The organism is Actinoplanes sp. NPDC051633 (genome assembly GCF_040681735.1).
Lineage (GTDB): Bacteria > Actinomycetota > Actinomycetes > Mycobacteriales > Micromonosporaceae > Actinoplanes.
On the sequence record NZ_JBFAZH010001375.1, the window covers coordinates 1 to 1863 of the forward strand.

At 73.6% G+C, this 1863-nt stretch carries 2 protein-coding genes; both read left to right on the top strand.

The features are described 5' to 3' along the window. Window positions 1-681, top strand: a 681-nt coding sequence (locus AB0M20_RS41155; RefSeq protein ID WP_364306714.1) for an SCO1664 family protein, incomplete at its 5' end; no start/stop codon positions are given. A gap of 134 nt (window positions 682-815) precedes the next feature. Next, a partial coding sequence (mshC, locus tag AB0M20_RS41160; RefSeq protein WP_364306716.1) for a cysteine--1-D-myo-inosityl 2-amino-2-deoxy-alpha-D-glucopyranoside ligase occupies window positions 816-1863 on the top strand: 1048 nt, incomplete at its 3' end.

Genomic DNA, 1863 nt, shown 5'->3' on the forward strand with positions numbered 1-1863 from the left:
CTGACCCGCCGCTGTGTCTACAAGCCGGTGCGCGGGGAGCGGCCGCTCTGGGACTTCCCGGACGGGACCCTGGCGGGGCGGGAGGTCTCGGCGTACCTGGTGTCGCAGGCGACCGGGTGGGGGCTGGTGCCGCCGACGATCCTGCGCGACGGGCCGCTGGGCGTGGGCGCGTGCCAGCTGTGGATCGACGAGCCCGACGACGCCGAGGCGCTGATCGGGTTCGTGCCGGCGTGGGACGTGCCGGCCGGGTGGCTGCCGGTGGCGTCGGCGCGGGATGAGGACGGCGACGCGTACGCGCTGGCGCACGCCGACGACGAGCGCCTGGCCCGGCTCGCCGTGCTCGACGCGGTGATCAACAACGCCGACCGCAAGGGCGGCCACGTGCTGTACGCACCCGACGGCCGCATCTACGGCGTCGATCACGGGGTCAGCTTCCACGTCGAGAACAAGCTGCGCACCGTGCTGTGGGGCTGGACGGGCAAGCCGCTGCCGGCCGACTCGGTGGAGACGCTGACCGCGCTGCTGGCCGCGCTGGACGGGACGCTCGGCGCGACGCTCGAGGAGCACCTGACGATCTCCGAGGTGCAGCACGTGCGGTTGCGGGTCAAGCGCCTGCTGCGGGCGGCGCGCTTCCCCAAGCCGCCGACGGACTGGCCGGCCGTCCCCTGGCCCCCGGTCTGACCCCACCCCGCCGTGCCGCCACCATCTCCGCTCCTGGACGTGGCTCGGCGTCCGGCGCCTCCACCGCCGTCGTCGCGGAGAGGTCTCGATCACTGCGCCCGGATTTTGCCCCGGGGCCTGGCTAGGCTCGCTGCATGGACGCTTGGGTGGGGCATCAGGTGCCGGAGCTGCCGGGCCGGCCGGCCGCGCTGCGGCTTTACGACTCGGCGCGGCGGGCGGTCGCTGAGACCGCGCCGGGGGACGCCGCGACCATGTATGTCTGCGGCATCACGCCGTACGACGCCACCCACCTGGGCCACGCCGCCACCATGATCACCTTTGACCTGGTGCAGCGGCAGTGGCTCGACCACGACCGCCGGGTCAAGTACGTGCAGAACGTCACCGACATCGACGATCCGCTGCTCGAGCGCGCCGCCCGCGACGGGGAGGACTGGGTGGTGCTGGCGATGCGCGAGACGGCCCTCTTCCGCGAGGACATGGAGGCGTTGCGGATCATCCCGCCGGCCCACTACGTCGGCGCGGTCGAGTCCATCCCCCGCATCGCCGACCACGTGCGCGAGCTGCTGGCCTCCGGTGCGGCGTACACGTTGGAGGACGGCACCGGCGACGTCTACTTCTCGGTCGCGGCGGCACCCCGGTTCGGGTACGAGTCGGGTCTGCCCCGCGACCAGATGCGCGTGCTGTCGGCCGAGCGTGGCGGCGACCCCGACCGGGCGGGCAAGCTCGACCCGCTCGACCCGCTGCTGTGGCGCGGCGCCCGTGACGGCGAGCCGGCCTGGGACGGCGGCGACCTGGGCCCCGGCCGCCCCGGCTGGCACATCGAGTGCGCGACCATCGCCCTCGGCCTGCTGGGCCCGCGCATCGACGTCCAGGGCGGCGGCAACGACCTGCTGTACCCGCATCACGAGTGCTCGGCCGCGCACGCCGAGGTCCTGACCGGTGAGGAGCCGTTCGCGGCGCACTACGTGCACGCTGGGATGATCGGCCTCGACGGCGAGAAGATGTCGAAGTCCAAGGGCAACCTGGTCTTCGTCTCCCGCTTGCGGGCCGACGGCGTCGACACGATGGCGGTGCGGCTGGGCTTGCTGTCCGGCCACTACCGTGAGAACCGCGAGTGGACCGACGACGTGCTCAAGGCGGGGGAGCAGCGCCTGAGCCGCTGGCGGGCAGCGGCGGCGGCCC